Here is an 18,033-nt window from a genome sequence, read left to right as displayed (position 1 = left end):
TCATGAAAAAGCCCGAGGTCGTTGCCGACTTCGGGCCCTGGTGTGTGTAACGGAGTTCAGAGATCACGCGCCGCCGGGATAGTTCGGGCTTTCGCGCGTGATCGTCACGCCATGCGGATGGCTTTCGCGAAGGCCGGCGCCGGAAATGCGCACGAAGGTCGCCTTTTCCTGGAAGTCCTTGATGTCCTTGCCGCCGACATAACCCATGGCGGCCTTGAGGCCGCCGGCAAGCTGGTGCAGCACGGCTGAGACCGGGCCTTTGTAGGGAACCTGGCCCTCGATACCTTCCGGAACCAGCTTCAGCGTGTCGCGCACTTCCGCCTGGAAATAACGGTCGGCCGAGCCGCGCGCCATGGCGCCGACGGAACCCATGCCGCGGTAAGCCTTGAACGAGCGGCCCTGGTAGAGATAGACCTCGCCCGGGCTTTCGTCGGTGCCGGCCAGCAGCGAGCCGACCATGACCGCCGATGCGCCAGCAGCGATCGCCTTGGCGACATCACCCGAAAACTTCAGGCCGCCATCGGCAATCACCGGGATGCCGTGCTTGTTGGCCTCCTCGACCGCCGCCATGACGGCTGCGAGCTGCGGAACGCCGACGCCCGCGACGATACGCGTGGTGCAGATCGAGCCGGGGCCGATGCCGACCTTGACGCAATCGGCGCCGTTGTCGATCAGGGCACGGGTGCCTTCGCTGGTGGCGACATTGCCGGCGATGATGCGAATGGCATTCGACATCTTCTTCACTTCGGCAACCGCGTCGAGGACCTTCTGGCTATGGCCATGGGCAGTGTCGACGACGATGACGTCGACGCCGGCCTCGATCAGGCGCTCGGCACGTTCGCGGCCGTCATCGCCGGTGGAGATGGCGGCGGCGACGCGCAGGCGGCCCTGGGCATCCTTGGCGGCATTCGGGTTGAGCTGCGACTTCTCGATGTCCTTGACGGTGATCAGGCCGACGCAACGGCCTTCATTGTCGACGACCACCAGCTTCTCGATGCGATGGGCGTGCAGCAGGCGTTTGGCCTCACCCTGTTCGACACCGTCGCGAACCGTGATCAGGTTTTCGCGGGTCATCAGTTCGTAGATCTTCTGGGTCGGATCGGAAGCGAAGCGGACGTCGCGGTTGGTCAGGATGCCGACGAGACGGCCCGGGCGGCCGCCATTTTCGACAACCGGGATGCCAGAGATACCATGCGCCTTCATCAGCGACAGCGCTTCGGCCAGCGTCGCGTCCGGGCCGATGGTCACCGGATTGACGACCATGCCGCTCTCGAACTTCTTGACCTGGCGGACCTCTTCGGCCTGCTCGATCGGGGTCAGGTTGCGATGGATGACGCCCATGCCGCCGGACTGCGCCATGGCAATCGCCAGACGGCTCTCGGTGACCGTGTCCATGGCCGACGACAGGATCGGCAGCGACAGGTCGATGTCCTTTGCAATCCGTGTGGAGATATTGGTCTGGCCCGGCATGATCTCGGAATGGCCAGGCTGCAGCAGCACGTCGTCAAAGGTAAGCGCTTCTGCGCCGGTTGCCGAAATTACGATCCGTGCCATTGCCATTTCCTTCGTTTGATAAAAAGCCGGAGGCTCCGGGACGATTTATACGTCCGGCTGCTCCTGCAAAAACTGCTTGGAAGTTGGCGAGGGCTGGTAACACGTTCATGACAGGAAGGGAATAGCAAAATGGTTTTCACGCGCGGCGCCTGCTTTTCTGCACCCTGCCGCGTCTTCGAAGCGATCAAAACTCGCGTTTAACGAGAATTAAATCATGCTAATGAAGAGATCTTCAAGTGTTCTCCGCTAGAAGAGCCTGGATCGCGCCGAAAACGGCCGGCATCTGAATAAAAAGCAAGATCAAAACGGGGACACGACACATGACAGCAATCAGAAAACGCGCAGTTGCGCACGAGAACCAATTTGCCCGCGATCAGGAACTCCTGTTCAAGACGGAAGCGCGCCGCAATGCGCTGATCGGGCTCTGGGCGGCATCCGTGATCGGCGCCGGCGACGGCGAGGCCTATGCCAAGGAGCTGGCGATGACGGCAGTCGAAGGCGAGCACAAGGTGCTGGAACGCCTGCGCCACGATTTCGATGCAGCCGGCGTGGCCGTGCTCGACACCGACATTCAAGACCGCATGGTCTCTATGCTGCGCACGGCAGCCGAGGATCTTTACAAGGGTCGCTAAAGGCTACCGTCCCGAGGTTCAAGGCCTGCACGGCGCTCTCGTGCGCATGCAGGCCCTTTCCAGATACCTGACGGATACAGATCAGATATCGAACTGATAGGCCTTGGGCACGAAACGGTAGCCCTGATCGATCTTCTCGACATAACCGACAGCCGGGAACGGCATGTGGTAACCGAGGAAGGCGAGCTTGTCGGTCGCCAGCATGTCGAAGACCTTCTTGCGGCTTGCGGCAGCGGCGGCCTTGTCCATGTCGAAACGCACTTCCCAGTCCGGCCGCTGCAGCGACAGCACGAAATGGTTTGCCGTATCGGCGGTCAGCACCAGCTGTCTGCCTTCCGATTCCACGCTGTAGATCATGTGGCCCGGAGAGTGACCGAAGGCGGCCATGCCAGTCACGCCCGAGACAACCTCGCCACCATCGCCGATGAAGGTCATCTTCTCGGCAAGCGGCTTCACATTGGCGAGCACGCCCTTGTGGCCCCCTTCCGCAGGCGTACCGGCACGGGCCGGATCGACCCAGAAATCGTATTCCGCCTGACCCGTGACATAACGGGCGTTCGGAAAGGCCGGCTTGCCGCCTTCCATCAGGCCGCCGATATGGTCGCCATGCATATGGGTGAGCACGACGATGGTGACGTCCTCACGCTTGTAGCCGGCAGCGGTCAGCCCCTCGAGCAAACGGCCATTGCCATTAGCACGTCCCCCTTCGCCGAACCCGGTATCAAACAGGATGACCTCCGAACCGGTGTTGACCAGGGTCGGGGAGAAGCTGTTGACGAACTTGTCGGCCGGCAGGAAATTGGCTTCGAGCAGGGCGCCCACGACTTCCGGCGTCTGGTTGGTTCCGAAAATCTCCTGCGGATTGTCCGAGGGCCGCGCACCATCCTTGACGACGACGATCTCGAACTTGCCGACCTTGAAGCGATGGGTTTCGGGCGGCATGGCATGGTTGATATCCATGGAAGTGTCGGCTCCGGTCTGCGCGCTGGCTGCGGCCATGATCATCGGCGATGCAAGCGCGACGCCCGCGCCACCCAACAACATTCGTCTTTTTAGCGAAATCATCGAAAACTCCTTCGTTGAAAACTCCAGTGCCCGGCAAGCCAAGCTCTCGTGGCGAAATAGGTTTCACGGCAGCGGAGGAAAGTCGCCTCACACCATCGTGATCCGCGAATGGGACGAGACGTGGAACAATCGGTGCGGCTGACGCCTGTATATTGCCGGCCAAACGTCGAGCGGCGAAAGCACAGGTGACGATTTCGCAGCCATCGTGAATCGGATAGAAACCACGCCACACCGCCAAACGGTCCACCCACCCGCCTGCCGAATTCCCCAGGACATTTCGATGAACCGCATCACGCCGCTGATCCTCGCCGTTGCGCTTTTCATGGAGCAGATGGATTCGACGGTGATCGCCACGGCCCTGCCGACGATCGCCGCCGATCTCCATGTCGGCCCCATCACCCTGAAGCTGGCGCTGACCGCCTATATGGTGGCACTGGCGATCTTCATACCGATCAGCGGCTGGATGGCGGATCGCTTCGGCGCGAAACGCATCTTCCGGGCGGCAATCGTAGTCTTCATGTTGGGATCGGTGTTCTGCGCCGTATCCGGCTCGCTGACCACTTTTGTCGCGGCACGGTTCCTGCAGGGCATGGGTGGCGCGATGATGACGCCGGTCGGCCGTCTCGTTCTGCTGCGCACCACGAAACGCAGCGATCTGGTCTCGGCCATGGCGCTCTTGACCATTCCCGGCCTGCTCGGCCCAATCACCGGCCCGCCCGTCGGCGGCTTCATCACCACCTTCTTCAGCTGGCACTGGATCTTCCTGATCAATATCCCGATCGGCCTGGCGGGCCTCTGGCTCTCCAGCATCCATCTACCCGAGATTGATCCGGTGGCGACAGCACCGATCGACTGGAAAGGCTTTGCGCTCAGTTCCATCGCCGCCTCCGGACTGGTCTTCGGCCTGTCCGTCATGAGCCTGCCGGGCCTGCCGATCACCGTCGGCATCGGTGCGGCGGTGATCGGCCTGCTGTGCCTGGTGCTTTATGTCGGGCATGCCCGCCGCCATGCAGCACCGCTGCTCGACCTCAGCCTGTTTGCCAATCGCAGCTTCCGCGCCTCCATCATCGGCGGCACCGGTTTCCGGCTGGCGGCGGGCGCAACACCGTTCCTGCTGCCGCTGATGCTGCAACTCGGCTTCGGGATGAGCGCTTTCGAATCGGGTATGACGACGTTCATCGCGGCCGTCGGCGCGATCACCACCAAATTCGTAGCGCGGCGCGTCTTTGCGGCTGCCGGCTTCCGCAATATCCTGATCGCGGCGGGCCTCGGCGGCACGTTGACGACCGCCGCCAATGCGGTCTTCACGCCAGCAACGCCGATCGCGGTGATCATGGCCTTCCTGCTGATCGGCGGTTTCTTCCGGTCCTTCTTCTTCACCGGCGTCAATACGCTCGGCTATGCGGAAATCGAGGACAGGTATGCAAGCCAGGCCACGTCGCTGACATCGGTGCTGCAGCAGATCAGCCTGGCGCTCGGGGTTGCCGTGGCGGCCGCCATTCTTGAAACCAGCACGACGCTATCGGGCGGTCCGTTGTCGCTCGGTGATTTCCACGTCGCCTTCGCGGTCGTGGCCGGCCTTTCCGTCTTCGCGATCATCCCGTTTTTCGGGCTGCCGCGCGATGTCGGATCGGCGGTTTCCGGCTATCGCCGATCCACCGAGACTGAGACCATTGCGGTTAAATGATGCTGTGATCGCCGTTCAGGGCGTCTCGCACACGGCCGAAAGCTTGTTGCCGTCGGGGTCGCGGACATAGCAGGCATAAAAGCTTGCGTGATAGGGCCTGAGGCCGGGAGCCCCCTCGTCCGTGCCGCCATTGGCGAGCGCTGCCGCATGGAAGGCATCGACCGCAGCGCGGCTTGGCGCATCAAGCGCCGTCATTGCGCCGTTGCCGAAGGTTGCCGGCCTGCCATTGACGGGCGTCAGGACCCAGAGCCGGCAGCGGCTGTCCGCTTCGCTGCCGTAGCCGAGTTCATCGTCTTCAGTCACGCGGCGTGTCACCGAAAGCGTTGCCAGCACGGCATCATAGAAAATCTGCGAGCGGGCGAGATCGGTGGAGCCGAGGGTGATGTAAAGCAGCATCCTTGCGTTTTCCCGTCCTGTTGAGACTGTCGTCTCCTGGTTGCTCGCCAGTTTTACGCCGGTCAGTCCTGGTTCTCGTCGGCGGGCACATCCTCGCGCGGATCGTAGGCGAACCCGCCATCGTCTTCGCCGCGTTCGAGATTGCGGGCGCCAAGACCGGTGCGTTTGCCCTTGAAATCCTTGGCGAGCAGGAACATCTCGACCGATTCCGAACGGGACGAGGGCGGCTTGATGTGCAGGACCTGACGGAAGTTCTGCTTGAGCATGTTCAGCAGATCCTTTTCCGTGCCACCCTGGAAGGTCTTGGCGAGAAAATGGCCACCTTCGGCAAGGACCTCGACGGCAAAATAGGCCGCGACCTCGCACAGATGCATCGTGCGCAGATGGTCGGTCTTCTGGTGGCCGGTGGTCGGCGCCGCCATGTCGGAAATCACCAGATCCGGCGTACCGCCGACGGCCTCCATCAGTTGGCGCGGCGCATCGGGATCGAGAAAATCGAGCTGCAGGATCTTGACGCCCGGAAGCTGCGCCATCTCGAGGAAGTCGATTGCGGCGACGCGGATGTCGTCGTCGGTGGAATCGGTGACCTTGGCGGCAATCTGCGACCAGCTGCCCGGGGCTGCTCCGAGATCAATGATGCGCCTTGCGCCTTTGAGGATCTGGTGCTTCTCGTCGATCTCGAGCAGCTTGAACGCGGCGCGGGCGCGGTAGCCTTCGAGCTTGGCGCGCTGCACATAGGGATCATTGATGTGGCGCTCGATCCAGCGTCTGGACGAGGCCTTCAGCTTGCCCTTCTTGACCTTCTGGCCAAGTTTGCGGCCGGTGCGATTGCCGCCGATCGGTGGCTTGCTCATGGCTCAGCGCTCCCTGAAATGTGGTGGGCGACGATTGCGGCCGCGGCGCCAAACGCCGTCATCCGCCATCATGTCTGTCAAAAGGCCTTCGCGCAGGCCGCGGTCGGCAACCCGCATGCGGGTGGACGGCCAGCGGCGGCGGATGGCCTCGAGAATGGCACAGCCGGCCAGGACCAGATCGGCACGATCAGGGCCGATGCAGGGATTGGCGGCACGGCCGGCAAAATCCCAGGACAGGAGCTTGGCCTGCATGGCCGTGACTTCCGCGTCGGACAACCAGACGCCGTCCACCTTGCGCCGGTCGTAGCGTGGCAGGTCGAGATGCACGCCGGCAAGCGTCGTCACCGTGCCGGACGTCCCGATCAGATGGAAATCCTCCGGCGCGCCACTGGGACCGAGCGGCACGGGCGGGCAATCGAAACCGGACAACATGCCGGCAACCTCGGCGGTCATAGCCTCGAAGACTTCCGGCGTGACATCGCGGCCGCCATGGCGTTCGGACAGGGTGACGACACCGACCGGCAGCGAGGTCCAGTGGGTGATGTGATTGGCGAGCCGGCTGGAGCGGGTTTCATTGATGCGGATCACCGCGATCTCCGACGAACCGCCGCCGATATCGAACAGCACGACGGAACGCGCTTCGCGACCAACCAGAGACGAGCAACCGGACACGGCAAGCCGCGCTTCAGTCTCACGATTGATGATCTCGAGGTCCAGACCGGTCTCGACCGTGACGCGGGCGAGAAACTCCTCGCCGTTTTCGGCCGCGCGGCAGGCCTCGGTGGCGATCAGCCGCATGCGGCGGATCTCGCGGCCGGCGAGCTTTGTCGCACAGATGCGCAAGGCCTCGACGGCGCGGTCCATCGCATCCTGCGACAATCGTCCGGTTGCGGCCAGCCCCTCGCCCAGGCGGACGATGCGCGAAAAGGCATCGACGACGCGGAACTGGCCGGGACGGGTCGGCTGGGCAATCAGCAGGCGGCAATTGTTGGTGCCAAGATCGAGCGCCGCGTAGAGGTCGTCATGCGAGCCTTCCGCGGCCACTGCCCGGTTGCGATCCGGATGGGGCCGATCATGCGGATGACCGGCCTGGGCCACGCGCGGCGCCTGGCTGGCGGACGGCGACTGGATCTCGGGCGGGTGCAGCCTGGCGCCGGCAGGATGACCACCGGAGGGCGCGGGCTTGCTGGCCGGCGGCTGGGAGCCGGCGAGCGGCCGCACCTGGCCGGGACGGGCAATCGCCTGGGTGCCACGCCGATTGCGCCGGCGCTTGCGGCCCGACCGGGGCTCTCCAGAGGCCTGGCGGGGATCACGGGTCGCCTCACGACCACCCTGCGGAGCGCCATCGCGCCCGCCGGCGGACGCGACAGAATGCGCCGACGCTGCTGCGTTGTCAGCCTTCGCCAATGCCTGGCCGGAGGCCTGAGGCCTTGGATCCTGAGAACTGGAATCCTGGGACAATGCCTGCCTTGACGGTGGGGATGCACCCGACGTCACCGGCGCACCTGACGCGGCCTTGCTGCGACGACGGCGCTTTCGCTTGCGGATGGGACCATCCGCAACGACTGTTTCGGAACGTCGAACCAGAACCTGCTCACCAGCCGATCCTGCCAAAGTCGAAAGTTCCGCACCGGCTTGCGCCGCCGCTGTCTTTCTTCCCTTGCCGCGCCGACGGGAATTCCCGCCCTTGCGCTTGCCCGTCGACGCCCCCTCGCTTTTCGGCTTTCCGCCGCGGTCGGGGTCTGTCACTGAGTTTTCCACTGCACCGCGCAAGGCATCAAGGTTGACGCATGCCGCTGGTGTCATATCCATTTCGTTGGCGCCAGCATACCAGCGCAAGACCCTCAAGCCAAACGGTTTTTCTCACCACGACCGGGGTTGTCGCTTTGCCCTCCGGCGCGCGCGCCTATGCCGGCGAAACCTCGCCCGTAAACAATCGACATCATTCGCAATTTTTTTTCGCAGCAGGTATTTGCAATCGTCCACCTTTTGGTTATAAGCCCGCCTCACCGACGGGCGCACGATCTTCGCACCCGGACCCTGCTGGGGAATAGTTCAACGGTAGAACGACGGACTCTGACTCCGTTAATCTTGGTTCGAATCCAGGTTCCCCAGCCAATCCCTCTTTTTTCATATTTTTCAATGACTTAGATGACCGGCGCCAAAGGCAATCGGAACAGTTTTCCGCATCATTTTTCCGGATCAGGATTACAAACAAAAGCGTTGTTTCCCGCGATAATGATCAACAGCTTTCAGCGTCTCGTATTGAGTCGGCAAGTCTGACATCCTCGACCGGCTTCGCGAGAGCCGTCCAGAGGTGATAGAGCGAGCTTGCCGGGATCGTGCGGGCGGTCGGCACCTCGTTCAGGTCAAGACAGTCATGCCAGCAACCGCGTGGCACGCCCGACATGTAAGCAGCGAGGATTGCGGAGGCGACGTCGTCCGCCTCTGTCCGATATCCCGTGAAGCCAAGCCGCTCATTAAGCGCCATGAAGGCCTTGAGCATCTCCAGCTGCGGCCACAGGCGCCGTGACGGGCTGATCGCCTTATCTGCCGAAACGGTATCGACCAGGAAAATCGAGCCGTCCATGCGCCCGACCGCCAGCGCGGTGTAAAACAGGTCCAAGCATATATTGATGTTATCGCTGCGAGCGAGACTATCGTGACGGGTCGTCAACCAGACCCACTCGCACATGTGGCCTGGCTCCAGCCGATCGGATCCGTATCGGTCGGCAAGTTCCCATTGGGGGCCAAAAAACTCGTGAAGCGGCCCCTTTGGTCCGACGAAAAAATGCGAGCGCAAGAGTGCGAAAGCCTTGCCTTCCGACCTCATATGCTTGGAGGTCCGGGTGTTCTCGCACAAGGCCAATGTGGCTTCGAGGTAATGCATGTGCGGGTTCTGGCGGCGAGGAAGCGTGCCATCGCTGTCTTCGGCCCAGCCGCCAAAGGGGTCTGTCAGGGTCCGGTCGACCGCCAGGATCGTCTGGTCGATCTGGTGTCGGTAGACGTCCTTGCCGGTCGCCGTCAGCAGCCATGAGAGCGCGAGCAGCACACAGGCATTGTCGTAGAGATCGCGAACAGGATCGGTAATGAGCTCGGTATGGCGGTTGAAGCTTCTCGCATAGCCACCGCGCTTCCCGCTGACCCAGGCGACGCGGTGCAGGTTGGCGAAGGCACGTTCTGCCATGGCGAGCGATGCTGAGGGGGCGACACCGAGATGGGCGGCATGGGCGTGAACATAGATCTGACGGGCCACCGTTCGGGTCCGCACCTCACCTGCTTCCTGCGGCGACCCATCCAGTTCCAGGTATTCGACAAATTGGCCGCAGGTCTCGTCGAAGCCGGATTTGCTCCAGGTGGGCAAAATTTCCTCGAGGAAGACGCGTTTCAGTTGCTGGACGCTCATGGACGATCGCCTGGTGGGGCGGACGACCCACTGTCCGCATTCACAAGGCTGCCCCGGTGGGATGCATCGTTTCCAGAAGCCTGCTGATCTTGATCGTGGTGAAGTTGGAATAGGTATCCGAGACGGCATATGGCAGCGCAATCAGATCGCCATGCCGCATGGCACCGCAGGAATATACGACATTCGGCACATAGCCCTCGCGCTCCGTCGGTTCGGGCTGCAGCAGCGGCTCTACCGTCCGCGACAGGATGATGCTCGGGTCGTGCTTGTCGAGCAGCGTCACCCCGATTGCATAGCGCCGCATCGGTCCCACGCCATGGGTAAACAGCAACCATCCCTCGTCAATTTCAACAGGGGAGCCGCAATTGCCGATCTGGACGAACTGCCAGGCGAATTCCGGCTTCATCAGCAGACGTCCTTCATCCCATTGATGCAGGTCGTCGGAATAGAGCAGAAAGAGGTTTTCGCTGTCCTGCCGGGCGATCATTGCGTAGCGGCCATCGATGCGCCGGGGAAAGAGCGCCATGCCCTTGTTGCGGGCGGCGGGTCCCCGCAGCGGCGTCAGGGTGAAGTTCAGGAAGTCGGTGGTCTCCAGAACCTCCGAGCGGATGGATGAGCCGCTATAGGCGGTATAGGTCGCGAAGTAGATCGTCTTGCCTTCGTCCTCGAAGGCGACGAAACGGGCATCCTCGATGCCGTTCGACTGCGCCTCGGTCACCGGAAAGATGACCCGCTCGCTAAGATCACTTTCCTCCTTGAAACTGAGTCCGATGCAACCGGCGGGCGCCAGGCCGTCGCTCGCATGGATGTCCGGCAGACCTGCCAGTTGCGTCGGCGCATCGATGGTGACGGCCCCCTCCGCGTCGATCACGCCGGCGCGGAAGGTGAGCGAGGAGATATGTCCCTCGCCCACAGCCCGCAGACTAATGATCAGCCGGCGGCTCCCATCTGCAACGCCGGACTGATCCGGATGCGGCACGATGCTCGGATTGAACAGAGCGGCGGACTCGAACGAATATTCGTTCATGAAATAGGCCCCGACCAGTTGCCTCTGCTGCTGACTGAACTGTTGATGATGGAGGAAGGCATCCTCCATCGCGTCCGCCCGCAGCTCGAACTGTCGCAACAGGTTCCGATGCCGGCCGTCGAAATTGGCGAGAATGTCGCGCAACTGGTTGGCGGTCGAAGTCGGGTCCAAGGACAGCACGCGATCGACGATTTCGTTGGCCCTGGTCTTGTCGCGCGGATTGAGATGCCGCGGTTCGGTGGATGGCTTGAACGGGCGCACGATGACCCGTGTCGGATCCGGTCTCAGATAGAGGGCCTGCCGATTGAGGAGGCTCGAGTGGGGCAAATTTGATCTTTCTGAATGTTCGCTGTGAATGGCGCGGCTCATGACAATTGCCTGGCGCCGACCCTCGGCATGACCGGCCGCAGCATCTGGTTGGCGCGACCGAGCTCGACGCAGGAAATCAGGTAGCAGAGCACGGATTCGGCACCCCGGTTCTCGTTGGGGCGGTCCACATGCAGGCCGTCGCGGCAACTGCCCGTCTCCGGGTCAACGAGGGAAATGCCGTGATCATTGCTGCCCGTGAACCAGTCGAAGGCCCTGTGCGCGGCCTCGATCCAGCTCCTGTCCGAGGTCGCTTCGTAGGCCGCAAGGCAGGCGGCCACGGTTGCCGTCGCCTCGACTGGCTGTTGGTCGAAAGGCTTGGGCGGCTGCCTGACCTCGAAGAAGCCATCGGTGCCAATGGCACGAAAATGACCTTTCTCGCCCGTCTGCTGGGTCATCAGCCATTCAAGCGTCGCAACACCTGTCTCGACGAAAGCCGGCACCTTGGTCGACAGGCCCGTCATGATCAAGGCCTGGCTCAGCCGCGCATTTTCATAGGAAAGCCCTTCCTCGAACCAACGGCGCCCGCCCGTCGACACACGACGCTCCAGGTCCATCAGGTTTTCAGCATGCCGTGTACGCAGCATGCGAGCGTGGGGGTCTTGAGGATTGGCCGCGCAGTAATCGTTGAGGCCGAGAAGCGTGAAGGCCCAGGCGCGCGGGGAACGGAAGTCGAGCGTGACGGACATCGCCCGGGCAAAGAGGGCACTCGCCCATCGGCGGCGTGGTCCATCGGCATCAGACAGGGCGCAGGCCCCGAGCGCCCAGAGGGTTCGCCCATGGCTGTCTTCGGAGCCTTTATCTTCGAGCCAACGGCGGTCGTAGCTCATGAAGTTTCGAAAACGGCCGGTGTCAGAGTTCCAGGCGTGTTCGACGAAGGCCGCGAAAGAGGCTGTCATCCTTTCCGCTATGCCCGTCTCGCCGACGATCGACAGGAGCGAGGACAGAAGCAGGGCTCGCGCGTTGTCATCGACGCAATAGCCATGAGACCTGTCCGGCACGGAGAACACCGCATGCTGGATGATGCCCGTGTCGTCGCACATCGTCTGCAGATGGCCAAGTTTCAAAGCTGTCTGCTGCGGCGGACGCTTGATCCGCAAAGACATGAGGTCGCTGACGAGCTTGGGCCGATAGGCAATTCGCGCCTTTGCCATGCTGTCGAGATAGAGTGAGGCCACATGCGACCAAATCATCGCGCGACCGGCCTCGTAGGCCCTCTTGCGCATCGCCATCCTGGCCTCGTCATCGCCGAGCAAGGTCGCGATTGCCTTAGCCGTCGCCGGCGCATCCCCAAAGGGAACCAACACGCCGCGGCCGTCGCACAAGAGATCGCAGGCGTGCCAGTAAGGCGTCGAAACCACAGCACTGCCCATGCCGAAACTGTAGGAGAGCGTTCCCGACGTCATCTGAGCCTCGTCCAGATAGGGCGTCACATAGACGTCGCACATGGCAATGAAGTCGAGAAGCGTCGGCAGATCGACAAAGCGATTGAGAAACTGCACCGCATGATCGACGCCCAACCGCTCGGTGCGCTGGCGCAACCCGTCGCGATAGGCCTCGCCCTGCTGGCGCAGAAGCGTCGGATGCGTCGCGCCCAGCACGATATACAGGGCCTCGGGGTTCTCTTTCAGGATCGACGGCATGGCGTCGATGACCACCTCTATGCCCTTGTTGGGAGAGAGGAGACCAAATGTCAGGACAATGGGCCTGCCGGCGTAACCGCGCTCGATCTTGGCAAGGTCCGGATCGTGAAAGGGTCGATCAGGAATGCCATGGGCGATGACGTCGATCTTCTGGGAGGCGACGCCATAGATTTCCGTGAGCAGCGTGCGACCCTTTTCGGCCATGACGACGACACGGCTGGAGTGAGCGGCGACCTTCTGCAACACGCGGTGTTGGGACGGTGTCGGTTCGGCAAGGATGGTGTGGCAGGTGGTGACGAGCGGAATGCGCAGGTTTTCCAGCAGCGTGAGGATGAACTCGCCGTCGTCACCGCCGAAGATGCCGAATTCGTGCTGCAGCGAAACCACATCGAACCGACCTTCGTTCAGGACCCGCGCAGCCGTCACATAGTCTTCGACTTCTTCCTCGCGGATCTCGAAGATCACATCGCCAGGATAGGCGTAACTCTGCTTGGCATCCGTCACGGCGACGATGCTCGTCTGGATGGGCTCGGCCGCATCGACCAGCGCCTGGGAGAGATCGCCGGTGAAGGTCGCTATGCCGCATTGGCGGGGAAGAGAGTTGCCAATGAAGGCGATACGTGTCGGTCTGCTCATCTGCGTTCCCTTCAGAACATGGTGGCGAGGTCTCGCCAAAAAAGCCAGTGACGCACAGCGCGACCGCATGGTGGATGCACGCGCCTCGGCATCGGGTTCACGCCGAGCCGATAGCCTCCAGATCCCGCTCCAGAGCGACGCGCCCCTGCTGAAGCTCGGCATTCCAGAGCCGATATTGCGGGCTATTATGATAGGCCGGCATGGGGGCCTCGATCGTGTAGGTGACGGCGGCGGCCGGCGACAGACCCTTTGTGGTCACGAGACGAACCATTTGGCCGACGATAAAACGGTGAGAAGGCATGAGTTTCTCCAATCATCAGTGCGTTGTGTTCAGGCTTTTCTGGCCGGTAAGGACTCTGTCCATGTCGAGAGCGGCATCCAGGTCCGACGGATCTATTTGGACCAGGCTCTTCTTCTTGCCGGCAAACACTTCAATCATGGTTGCCACGCGCCGATAGGCGAGCCAGGAGATTCCGGTGATCTGTTCCTCGTCGTCCTGCACCTGGTAGTCGCCAGCGGGACATGGCCCGTCCAGACCTTTGAGGGTGAAGGGCGCATCGAAATGCACGGTTCTCGTCTTCGTTCGCGTAAACATCTGAGACTCCTTTGCGGGGGATCGGTGTCGTGTGGCGGCAGTGCAGAGATCAGCTCGGGATGCGACCTCAGTGTTCATCAAGCCTGCTTCGGCGGAACAGCGGGCCGCACTGTAAACGGATGGATACTGCAATCCGGCCGCTTCCCGGCCCCTGACCTGATCTCGAAGACGTTCGGTCGGCATGTCGCAGACACGATCCGCTTTTTACGGATGTCAGCCAGTATGATCACCTTGTCCGAAGTCCCCATTAGCCGCCGCTCCTCACGGTTGTAGCAACTTGATCGCGATCACAGGGACTTCCGCCCTCGCCTTCCCAGCCGACATAGCCGTAGCGTGACTGAAAACAACAGTATCCCAGACGGCTGCCTGCATATCGCTCATGACCATTCCCTTGCGAAGGCGATCGATGATCACGACCTCTCTTGCATAGTTGCCACCTGACTGCGCCCGGAGACCCGCGCTCGAGTAGCTTGAACGGTGGAGCAGCGCACGCAGAAGCGCCAGGTCAGCCAGCTTTCGCTCACACTCTGGAGGATCGTTCTTCAGCATGGTCGAAGGCCGAATGTCTGCCAGAGGCGGTCGTCATGGACGATCACTGCAGTGGATTGCTTACGATCGACCATGACTTGTTCCTCTTCCGAGTTCGCCAAGCGCTTTGATTGGCGTCGTCAGGTCGCCGACTGGAGGGACGACCCGAATGCACTGAGATCGAGTTCGATCATATGTCGTCGCCGAGACTGATAGGCTTGCCTCGCTGTCGTCAGGATGCGCTCCCGCAGGCGATCGAATGCCAGGAGATAGTCGCGTTCCTTCCGGCGGTTGGTCGCCCCCTCACGCTCAAAGAGTGCCACAGGCAATAGAAACAGAACCTGGTTCAGACCATCATGCCCGATGAAACGAATGAAACCGCGGGTCTCGTCATAGGCACGGGTTGAATTGGGGAAAAAGAGGGTCACAGGCTCGTGACCTGACAGCTACTTTTCAGCCGCGCGAGGACGGCCTTGTCTGCCCAGAGGTTCACGGCGGAAATCAATTCGCCGGATCTGTGGACGCCCTTCTGGTAGAGGGTAATCGCATGCCGCGCCGCGCCGCGGTCCAGTTCGCAAAGCGGTTCTTCATAGCGAAACCCGGCATGCCGGAGCGCGTTTCTGATGATGTTGATGTCGAAGCTGCCGATAGGCTGATGAAGGTCGGAAGACATGACGTCCTCCTTTATTGGGGCCAGGGTGAGTGCCGCCCAGAAAATGGCAGTGCCCGTTCAATGGCTGCCACTTAGATCAATATGGGCCTGCTCATCAGAACTTGCAAGGGCCGTGGAAAAACATCCATAGGGCGTGATTGGAGACGTCGTCGTCATGAGACGACGCCGCGCTTGGCTCTAGCGGGCCACTTCATGGTGCCTCGATAACTGCCTTTGAAGAAGGGTTCGTCTAGGTCCCTCCCTGCGACCCTTGAGACCGAGACGAGGACGGGTCTGATTTGGTAGGTCGATAGTGGGATCGACACGATTGCAGCAGGCCGGCGATGGTCAGCGGCCAATTAAATCCAGCGAGAGTCCCGATCGGGGTTATCAGCGTTCGCGCCCATTGACTCCGCCAATTATCGTCCCGTTCGGTTCTTTTTCGTGCAATCAGTCGACTCTTGTGCTTCAATAATCCCGAAAGGGATGATTGACATGACAACAGTCTCCGATAGCGCAGCACTCGGCCAGCTAATCCGCGCCGAGCGGAAGCGTCAGGAACTTACCCAGGAACAACTCGCCGGCGTCGCGGGCGTGGGCGTGAGGTTCGTGCGCGAATTGGAGAGCGGCAAGGAAAGCTGTCGAGTCGGACTTGCTCTGACCGTCCTGCAGACGCTCGGCTTGACCGTGAGTATTACTTCTCGCGGTGCCTCCTCATGAGCCGCGTGCTGGACGTCTATCTCAAGGATCGCAAGGCCGGCGAGCTCAAGCAGGACGACGACGCCTCGCTCACCTTCGCTTATGACGGCGACTACCTCGCCAATGATCCGGTCGCCTTGTCGGTGTCGCTGCCGGTGCAGGAAGAACCCTTCATCGATCGCGTCACCCGCCCTTTCTTCTCCGGCCTCCTGCCTGATGAAGGCGCCAGACGCCGATTGGCTGCAGCACTGGGCATATCCTCAGGTAACGCCTTCGGGCTGCTCGAGATTATCGGCGGGGAATGTGCGGGCGCCTTATCGCTTGTTCCGCCAGGACAGCTGCCACCGGCCTCGACTACGGACGATGCCGAGGCGCTGGATGAGAAGCATCTGGAGAAGATCCTCTCCCTGCTCAGACAGAGGCCCCTGCTCGGCGGGGAAGCGGACGTGCGCCTTTCGCTTGCCGGCGCTCAGGACAAGCTGGCTGTCACCGTTCTCAACGGTCAGATATTGCTGCCCCGAGGCGGGCGCCCGACGACGCATATCCTGAAACCGTTCATCGAGGGCCTCGACGGCACCGTGGAGAACGAAGTGTTCTGCATGAGCCTGGGACGTCGTCTCGGCCTCGATGTCCCCGCTGTGTCGAAGGGCGCAGCCGGCAAGGTCGATTACTTCCTGGTCGAGCGCTACGATCGGCTGACGCTTGAAGACGGGCGGATCGAGCGGCTGCACCAGGAAGACTTCTGCCAGGCGCTGAGCGTGCCCCCGGAGCTCAAATATGAGGAAGAAGGAGGCCCCGGCATCAGTCAGTGCCTCCAGCTGATCCGGCAGACGACGGCCAAGCCCGCAGCCGAGACATTGCGTTTCCAGCGAATGCTCATGTTTCACTACCTGATCGGCAATGCCGACGCTCATGCCAAGAACTATGCCCTGCTCTATCGTGGGAAGGCGCCGGACCTGGCACCGATGTATGACGCTATTTGCACGGCGGCCTATCCACGACTGTCAAAGAAAATGGCGATGGCACTCGGCGGCAGGTCACTGCCAGATACGATTCAGATGGAGCACTGGGCGTCGCTCGTGCCGACCAACAAGGCCGCCACGCGCATGCTTGCCGGCGAGCTGGTCCGCATGGCGGACACGATCGGGCTGGAAGCCGACGCATTGTTGGAAGAGATGTCCGAGAACGGCACCTACCATCCAATCCTGAAGACCGTCCGGAAAATCATCGACACCAGATGCGCCCTGGTCAGAAGAGCGCTGGAGAAGCCTAGCCTGTAGGTGCCAGAGCTGACTCGCAGGAAGGACGACCTACTGCTCGACGTCCGTGTTGTTCACCGGATCCTGGGCAGAATCCTCATCAGCCTCGGACTGCCTGAGCGCTTCCATGAGTTCCCCATGGCGCTCATATTCTCTGGTCACGAGGTCACCAGCGTCCAGCGGCTTGTAACCTCGCCTCGCTCGCCGAATGTGCTTCTCGCTGTTGTCGATCATCGTCCTCACCTTAGGAGCAAGCGTATGGGAGTAGCTTCGTCCCGTCTGCGCAGCTCATCCTATCATATTCCTCAACGTAGTCAGCCGCCCCACGGCTGGGAACGGCAGCGATCCTAGGGATCGACCGACGACGCGTTGGGAAAAAAAGCAAAGACACCTCCGTGCCGGCCCCGGCCATCACCTCCTGCCCTCTCAGTTTGGACATGTGATTGGACTTGAGATGTCCAACGCACTTGGACATTGTCCGTCCAACGAAAGGAGACGGACATGCGAAAAAGTTGGGCCGAATACAAGCGAGAGGCACGGAAGCGGGAACGAGACAGGCAATCGGCGCAGGAGCGATCGCTAAATACCTCGGTGTTTAAGAAGGCGTTTTCCGATTTCTGCCGAGAGGACAAGCGCACAGGATTCGCAAGCCACTTCCTTATCCTCGGCAGCAAATGGTGGGACTTTAGCCTGGACGAGGGCATTGAACCGCTGGATCGATCTGAGATTGATGAAGACGACCAGGCCGCAGCCTTCAATTCCCTTGGCAAAGCTGAGCTGGTCCTCAGCCTGCTGGAGGACGTGGTCGAGACGCTGGCGCACGACATCTCTGATTTCAAGCGGAGCGAGATCGAGGCACGGATCGAGGAGGTCAAAAAGTTCGGCCTCACTGGTCCGAACTCCAAGCAAGCGCTGGATGAGTTGGAGCGCCTGAAAAAGATGCGCCACAACCTCAACAAGCGCGTCAGACGAACCCACCCGCAGACCAAGGCAGCAGACTAATCGCCGATCTCAACCACGCAACCAAGGTGTCA

The 18,033-nt window shown here is 61.5% G+C and carries 20 protein-coding genes and 1 tRNA gene; 7 read left to right on the top strand and 14 right to left on the bottom strand.

Annotated elements, in window-relative coordinates; translation table 11 throughout:
* Window positions 1–63 precede the first annotated feature (63 nt).
* Window positions 64–1,554, bottom strand: coding sequence for an IMP dehydrogenase (guaB, locus tag IM739_RS05725; protein ID WP_237370238.1), 1,491 nt, complete (start codon window positions 1,552–1,554; stop codon window positions 64–66).
* A gap of 320 nt (window positions 1,555–1,874) precedes the next feature.
* Here guaB and IM739_RS05720 point away from each other — a divergent pair, with 320 nt between their 5' ends.
* A complete protein-coding gene (locus IM739_RS05720; RefSeq protein ID WP_237370237.1) occupies window positions 1,875–2,186 on the top strand; it encodes an ATPase inhibitor subunit zeta in 312 nt (103 codons plus the stop codon).
* Between the two features lie 81 nt (window positions 2,187–2,267).
* Here IM739_RS05720 and IM739_RS05715 read toward each other — a convergent pair whose 3' ends face one another.
* Window positions 2,268–3,251, bottom strand: a complete 984-nt coding sequence (locus IM739_RS05715; protein ID WP_237370236.1) for an MBL fold metallo-hydrolase — start codon at window positions 3,249–3,251, stop codon at window positions 2,268–2,270.
* On the opposite strand from IM739_RS05715, the gene IM739_RS05710 reads away from it, so the two are divergent.
* Both IM739_RS05710 and IM739_RS05705 read left to right on the top strand, forming a co-directional pair.
* Complete coding sequence (locus tag IM739_RS05710; RefSeq protein ID WP_237371125.1) at window positions 3,145–3,393, top strand: hypothetical protein; 249 nt, start codon at window positions 3,145–3,147, stop codon at window positions 3,391–3,393. The two genes, IM739_RS05715 and IM739_RS05710, sit on opposite strands and share 107 nt — an antisense overlap.
* 138 nt (window positions 3,394–3,531) lie before the next feature.
* A complete protein-coding gene (locus IM739_RS05705; RefSeq protein ID WP_237370235.1) occupies window positions 3,532–4,938 on the top strand; it encodes a DHA2 family efflux MFS transporter permease subunit in 1,407 nt (468 codons plus the stop codon).
* 15 nt (window positions 4,939–4,953) lie between these two features.
* On the opposite strand, the gene IM739_RS05700 is transcribed toward IM739_RS05705, so the two are convergent.
* The 3 genes from IM739_RS05700 to IM739_RS05690 form a co-directional block, all read right to left on the bottom strand.
* Window positions 4,954–5,334, bottom strand: a complete 381-nt coding sequence (locus tag IM739_RS05700; protein ID WP_237370234.1) for a VOC family protein — start codon at window positions 5,332–5,334, stop codon at window positions 4,954–4,956.
* A 62-nt stretch (window positions 5,335–5,396) separates the two neighbouring features.
* On the bottom strand, window positions 5,397–6,188 hold the full coding sequence (locus tag IM739_RS05695; RefSeq protein WP_237370233.1) for an RlmE family RNA methyltransferase: 792 nt from the start codon (window positions 6,186–6,188) through the stop codon (window positions 5,397–5,399).
* Window positions 6,189–6,191: 3 nt separating this feature from the next.
* Window positions 6,192–7,937 (bottom strand): Ppx/GppA phosphatase family protein, encoded by a 1,746-nt coding sequence (locus tag IM739_RS05690; RefSeq protein WP_237370232.1) that lies wholly within the window; start codon window positions 7,935–7,937, stop codon window positions 6,192–6,194.
* Window positions 7,938–8,232: 295 nt separating this feature from the next.
* On the opposite strand from IM739_RS05690, the gene IM739_RS05685 reads away from it, so the two are divergent.
* A tRNA-Gln gene (locus IM739_RS05685) sits at window positions 8,233–8,306 on the top strand.
* A 124-nt stretch (window positions 8,307–8,430) separates the two neighbouring features.
* Here the strand turns inward: IM739_RS05685 and IM739_RS05680 are convergent.
* The 8 genes from IM739_RS05680 to IM739_RS05645 all read right to left on the bottom strand — a co-directional run bounded on the left by IM739_RS05680 (window position 8,431) and on the right by IM739_RS05645 (window position 15,062).
* A complete protein-coding gene (locus IM739_RS05680) occupies window positions 8,431–9,594 on the bottom strand; it encodes an AGE family epimerase/isomerase (protein ID WP_237370231.1) in 1,164 nt (387 codons plus the stop codon).
* Between the two features lie 40 nt (window positions 9,595–9,634).
* The gene (locus tag IM739_RS05675; protein WP_237370230.1) at window positions 9,635–10,948 is read right to left on the bottom strand and encodes a glycoside hydrolase family 130 protein; all 1,314 of its coding nucleotides are present in this window, start codon (window positions 10,946–10,948) and stop codon (window positions 9,635–9,637) included.
* 38 nt (window positions 10,949–10,986) lie between these two features.
* Window positions 10,987–13,266, bottom strand: coding sequence for a glycosyltransferase family 4 protein (locus tag IM739_RS05670; protein WP_237370229.1), 2,280 nt, complete (start codon window positions 13,264–13,266; stop codon window positions 10,987–10,989).
* A 97-nt stretch (window positions 13,267–13,363) separates the two neighbouring features.
* Entirely contained in the window at window positions 13,364–13,567 is a 204-nt protein-coding gene (locus IM739_RS05665; RefSeq protein WP_237370228.1) for a hypothetical protein, read from the bottom strand.
* Between the two features lie 15 nt (window positions 13,568–13,582).
* The gene (locus IM739_RS05660; RefSeq protein ID WP_237370227.1) at window positions 13,583–13,861 is read right to left on the bottom strand and encodes a hypothetical protein; all 279 of its coding nucleotides are present in this window, start codon (window positions 13,859–13,861) and stop codon (window positions 13,583–13,585) included.
* 261 nt (window positions 13,862–14,122) lie between these two features.
* Window positions 14,123–14,410, bottom strand: a complete 288-nt coding sequence (locus IM739_RS05655; RefSeq protein WP_237370226.1) for a hypothetical protein — start codon at window positions 14,408–14,410, stop codon at window positions 14,123–14,125.
* A gap of 119 nt (window positions 14,411–14,529) precedes the next feature.
* Complete coding sequence (locus IM739_RS05650; protein ID WP_237370225.1) at window positions 14,530–14,817, bottom strand: DUF1488 family protein; 288 nt, start codon at window positions 14,815–14,817, stop codon at window positions 14,530–14,532.
* Window positions 14,814–15,062, bottom strand: coding sequence for a hypothetical protein (locus IM739_RS05645; protein WP_237370224.1), 249 nt, complete (start codon window positions 15,060–15,062; stop codon window positions 14,814–14,816). Before IM739_RS05645 ends, IM739_RS05650 begins: the two co-directional genes overlap by 4 nt.
* A 465-nt stretch (window positions 15,063–15,527) precedes the next feature.
* Here IM739_RS05645 and IM739_RS05640 point away from each other — a divergent pair, with 465 nt between their 5' ends.
* Together IM739_RS05640 and IM739_RS05635 are read left to right on the top strand one after the other, a co-directional pair.
* Entirely contained in the window at window positions 15,528–15,761 is a 234-nt protein-coding gene (locus IM739_RS05640) for a helix-turn-helix domain-containing protein (RefSeq protein ID WP_442981096.1), read from the top strand.
* Entirely contained in the window at window positions 15,758–17,020 is a 1,263-nt protein-coding gene (locus IM739_RS05635; protein ID WP_237370222.1) for a type II toxin-antitoxin system HipA family toxin, read from the top strand. Before IM739_RS05640 ends, IM739_RS05635 begins: the two co-directional genes overlap by 4 nt.
* A 30-nt stretch (window positions 17,021–17,050) precedes the next feature.
* Here the strand turns inward: IM739_RS05635 and IM739_RS05630 are convergent, their stop codons facing one another.
* Window positions 17,051–17,233, bottom strand: a complete 183-nt coding sequence (locus IM739_RS05630; protein WP_237370221.1) for a hypothetical protein — start codon at window positions 17,231–17,233, stop codon at window positions 17,051–17,053.
* Between the two features lie 267 nt (window positions 17,234–17,500).
* On the opposite strand from IM739_RS05630, the gene IM739_RS05625 reads away from it, so the two are divergent.
* The gene (locus tag IM739_RS05625; RefSeq protein ID WP_237370220.1) at window positions 17,501–18,001 is read left to right on the top strand and encodes a hypothetical protein; all 501 of its coding nucleotides are present in this window, start codon (window positions 17,501–17,503) and stop codon (window positions 17,999–18,001) included.
* Window positions 18,002–18,033: the final 32 nt, after the last annotated feature.

It is taken from the genome of Rhizobium sp. SL42 (assembly GCF_021729845.1).
GTDB lineage: Bacteria > Pseudomonadota > Alphaproteobacteria > Rhizobiales > Rhizobiaceae > Allorhizobium.
This window is presented reverse-complemented; position numbering and strand designations above follow the sequence as displayed.